The sequence below is a fragment of the Micromonospora sp. NPDC004336 genome, assembly GCF_053602615.1.
Genome location: NZ_JBSGDY010000302.1, coordinates 1 through 3,615, shown reverse-complemented (window position 1 = coordinate 3,615; position 3,615 = coordinate 1). Strand labels below are relative to the sequence as shown.

Here is a 3,615-nt window from a genome sequence, read left to right as displayed (position 1 = left end):
GACGCCGAGGCGGGCTCCGGAAACATCACGCTGGACCTGGGGACGCCCGCCTCCGCGGGCCGGCACCGGATCGCGCGCGCCGGCCCGACCAGGCCGCGCGGAGGCGGCTTCGGGCCGGGCCCGCCGCAAGCGCTGCCGGCGGGCCGTCAGCCGGCCGTACGGACGGCCACCCCGCCGTGGAAGGCGTCCGGCACCTGCGCCGGCGGGCCGTCGGGACGCCACCGGGCGATCGGGACGATGCCGTCCTCGGTGGGCGTCCACCGGCCCAGCAGCGGCGCGAACGCGGCCGGCGCGCGCATCCGGAACGAGGGACCCATCATCGCGAGCGCCTCCGGATGCCCGGCCAGCTCCTCGGTGTCGAAGTCGACCGCCAGCAGGCTGCCCGGCGCCGTCGCCTCGTAGAGCTCGTCGAGGGTGCGGGCCAGCGTCTCGTCGTCGAGGAACGCCGCCAGCCCGAGAAAGACCACCCCGACCGGCCGCCTCCCCCACCCCGGCAGGAACCGGTGCAACTGCGCGCGGTCGACCGTGCCGATGTCGGTGGCGTCGCCGTAGCCGTAGCCGGCCCGGTCGCTGCCGGCGAGCAGGCGCTGGCCGAGCCGGATGGTGACGGGGTCGACGTCGGTGTAGAGCACCGTGGCGTCCGGGGCGACCTCGTGCACGTTGCCCATGGTGGGCACCCCGGCGCCGAAGACCAGGAAGCTGTCCGCCCCCGCCGCGGCCATCGCCCGCACCGCCCGGCCCAGGAAGGCCCGCAGCTCCCGGAAGACCGGCGCGCACGGCCCGTACGCCTGCTCGAAGGCGCGGGCCGCCGCCACGCCGACCGGGAAGTGGTGCTCCCCGCCGAGCCAGTGGTCGATCATCCGCGCGGTGCTCGGCTGGTCCGGCTCCACCATCGACGACGCTCCCTCCCCGGCGGTCGTCGACAGCGTACCGACCGGTCGTCCTGCGCGGTATCGCCCCGCCGCCCCGCGGCCGGCCGCGATACTGGCCGGGAACCGGCGGGAGGTGGGCGGTGAACTCGGCGAACGGCGCGGCGGTGGTCGTCGGCGTGGACGGCTCCGAGCCGGCCGCGCGGGCCGTCCGGCTGGCTGCCGTCGAGGCGGCCCGCCGGCAGCGCCCGCTGCGGATCGTGCACGGGTTCATCTGGCCGCTGCTGCACGTGCCGGTGGACGCGCCCGCCGGCGGCCCGCCCGGCTCCGGCCTGCGCCACCAGGCGGAACAGGTCGTCGCCGCCGCCACCGCCGAGGCCGAGGCGACGGTGCCCGGGCTGCGGATCTCGGGCGAGATCATCGACGGGGAGGCCGCCGCGGTGCTGCTCGGCGAGTCGCCGGCCGCCGCGATGATCGTGCTCGGCGACCGGGGCCTCGGCGGGTTCTCCGCCCTGGTCGTCGGCTCCGTCGCCGTGCAGGTCGCCTCGTACGCCGACTGCCCCGTGCTGGTGGCGCGGGGCACGGACCGCGCCGACGGGCCCGTGGTGGTCGGCGTCGACGGCTCCGAGACGTCGCGGCTCGCCGTGGAGTTCGCCGCCGAGGCGGCCTCCCTGCGCGGCGCGCCGCTGGTCGCGGTGCACGCCTACCGGCACCCGGCCTCGACCGGCCCCGGCGACATGCAGCCCCTCGTGTACGAGGAGACCGAGCTGCGTTCCGAGGAGGAGCGGGTGGTGGCCGAGTCGCTGGCCGGGCTCGCCGAGCGGTGGCCGGACGTGCCGGTCAGCCGGGAGACCGTCCGGGGCCGCCCCACCACGGTGCTCGCCGAGCAGTCCCGGCGGGCCCAGCTGCTGGTCGTCGGCCGGCGCGGGCACGGCGAGCTGACCGGCCTGCTGCTGGGCTCGGTGAGCCAGTCCCTGCTGCACCACGCCGACTGCCCGGTCGCCGTCGTCCGCGCGCCCCACTGAGCCGCCCGGCGGGGTCGCGCTCTCCGCCGCCGTCACGCGCGACGGTTGGCCCCGGCGCAGGCGGGTAGACGAGCGCGGTACGCCAACGGCGAGGACGACCGGAGGAGGCAGCGATGCCAGGACCACGGCCGGGCAGCAACGCGTACGACAAGCAGCGGGCGCGCATCCGCGACGCGATCGACGATTCGGGACGACGGGTGCCGGACGACAAGGCGAACGACGTGGCCAACCGGATCCTGCAGTCCGACCGCGGCCAGCGGGGCGTCGTCCGCGGTGAGCGGGTGTACGGGCCCAAGGGCGAGCGCGAACCGGGCGACCCGAAGTGAGAGCGGCGCACCTGGCCGACGGGGCGATCGCCGGCGCGGTCGGCAGCGCCGCGTTGAACGTGGTCAGCTACCTGGACATGGTGCTGCGGGGGCGGCCGGCGAGCAGCACCCCGGAGGCGACCGCCGGGCGGCTGGCCGGGGTCGCGCACGTGGACCTCGGGCCCGAGGACCGGGCGGCCAACCGCCGCTCGGGCCTCGGGCCCCTGCTCGGCTACGGCATGGGCGTGGCCGCCGGGGTGGGCTACGCGCTGCTGGCGCGGGGCCGCCGGATGCCCCTGGCCCTGGGCACGGGGGTACTCGGCGGGGGCGTGATGACGATGTCCGACGGGTCGATGACGCTGCTCGGGGTCACCGACCCGCGCACCTGGCGGCCGTCGGACTGGGTGGCCGACGTCGTGCCGCACGTCGCGTACGGCATGGCGGCCGCAGCCACCTGGAACCGGCTGCGGCCGCCCGTGTCGGGCCGGGGCGGTTAGCCCCGGGCGCTCTCGTCGTCGGCGACCGGCTCCGTCGCGGGACCGTACGGGGAGACCTGCCCGCGCGGCACCGGGCGGCCCTCGTCGCCGCGCGACGAGCCCCGGTTGCGCGGGTGGCCGCTCGGGTTCGGGCCCTTGCTGTCCTGGCTGGTGGCGCCCTTGTTGTTGCGGCGGAACTCCTCCTGCTGCGGGTTCACCACGGGTCTCTCCTTCCGGGGTCCGACCGTGTCGCGTCCCGGTTACCCGGCGCGGTCGGCGCCATGCCGGCCGGGGCGCCCGGTCCCGGGGCTGACCCGGCCCGCAGCGGGTACACGGGGAGGATGGGCGACGACCGGAAGGTGGCGCGGGTCCTGCTGGACCGGCGGGGTCACACGTACGCCGAGGAGGCGGGCATCGGCCTGGCCGACCGCCCCGCCCCGCTCTACCAGCTGCTGGTGCTCGCCACGCTGCTGAGCACCCGGATCCGCGCCGGGGTGGCCGTGGCGGCCGCCCGGGAGCTGTTCGCCGCCGGCTACCGGACCCCGCAGGCGATGGAGGCGGCGAGCTGGCAGGACCGGGTCGACGCGCTGGGCCGGGGCCACTACCGCCGGTACGACGAGCGGACCTCGACGATGCTCGGCACCGGTGCCCGGCTGTGCCTGGACCGATGGCGCGGCGACCTGCGCCGGCTGCACCGGGAGGCCGGCGGCGAGCCGCAGGCGCTGCGCCGCCTGCTGACCGAGTTCCCCGGCATCGGCCCGACCGGGGCCGACATCTTCCTGCGCGAGGCCCAGATGGTGTGGCCGGACGTGCGCCCGTACGCCGACCGGCGCGCCCTGTCCGGGCGGCGGCGGGGTGGCCGCGAGCACCGTCGGCGCGGCGGCCGAGGTTACGGTGGAGATCGGATCGACGTGCAGCACGCTTTTCAGCCTAGGTCAGG

General features: G+C 77.4%; 6 protein-coding genes. 4 read left to right on the top strand and 2 right to left on the bottom strand.

Annotated elements, in window-relative coordinates; translation table 11 throughout:
* Window positions 1-146: 146 nt before the first annotated feature.
* Complete coding sequence (locus ACWENR_RS30050; protein WP_452280318.1) at window positions 147-893, bottom strand: SAM-dependent methyltransferase; 747 nt, start codon at window positions 891-893, stop codon at window positions 147-149.
* 119 nt (window positions 894-1,012) lie between these two features.
* On the opposite strand from ACWENR_RS30050, the gene ACWENR_RS30045 reads away from it, so the two are divergent.
* From ACWENR_RS30045 to ACWENR_RS30035, 3 genes are all read left to right on the top strand, one after another.
* Window positions 1,013-1,894, top strand: coding sequence for a universal stress protein (locus ACWENR_RS30045; RefSeq protein WP_452280317.1), 882 nt, complete (start codon window positions 1,013-1,015; stop codon window positions 1,892-1,894).
* 113 nt (window positions 1,895-2,007) lie between these two features.
* Window positions 2,008-2,220 (top strand): phosphatidylethanolamine-binding protein, encoded by a 213-nt coding sequence (locus ACWENR_RS30040; protein ID WP_091106963.1) that lies wholly within the window; start codon window positions 2,008-2,010, stop codon window positions 2,218-2,220.
* A complete protein-coding gene (locus tag ACWENR_RS30035) occupies window positions 2,217-2,696 on the top strand; it encodes a hypothetical protein (protein ID WP_452280316.1) in 480 nt (159 codons plus the stop codon). Before ACWENR_RS30040 ends, ACWENR_RS30035 begins: the two co-directional genes overlap by 4 nt.
* On the opposite strand, the gene ACWENR_RS30030 is transcribed toward ACWENR_RS30035, so the two are convergent.
* Window positions 2,693-2,896: a hypothetical protein gene (locus tag ACWENR_RS30030; RefSeq protein WP_452280315.1), complete on the bottom strand. Its 204-nt coding sequence runs from the start codon at window positions 2,894-2,896 to the stop codon at window positions 2,693-2,695. The genes ACWENR_RS30035 and ACWENR_RS30030 overlap by 4 nt on opposite strands.
* 120 nt (window positions 2,897-3,016) lie before the next feature.
* On the opposite strand from ACWENR_RS30030, the gene ACWENR_RS30025 reads away from it, so the two are divergent.
* Window positions 3,017-3,615 (top strand): hypothetical protein (locus ACWENR_RS30025; RefSeq protein WP_452280314.1); only part of this gene is annotated, 599 nt, incomplete at its 3' end.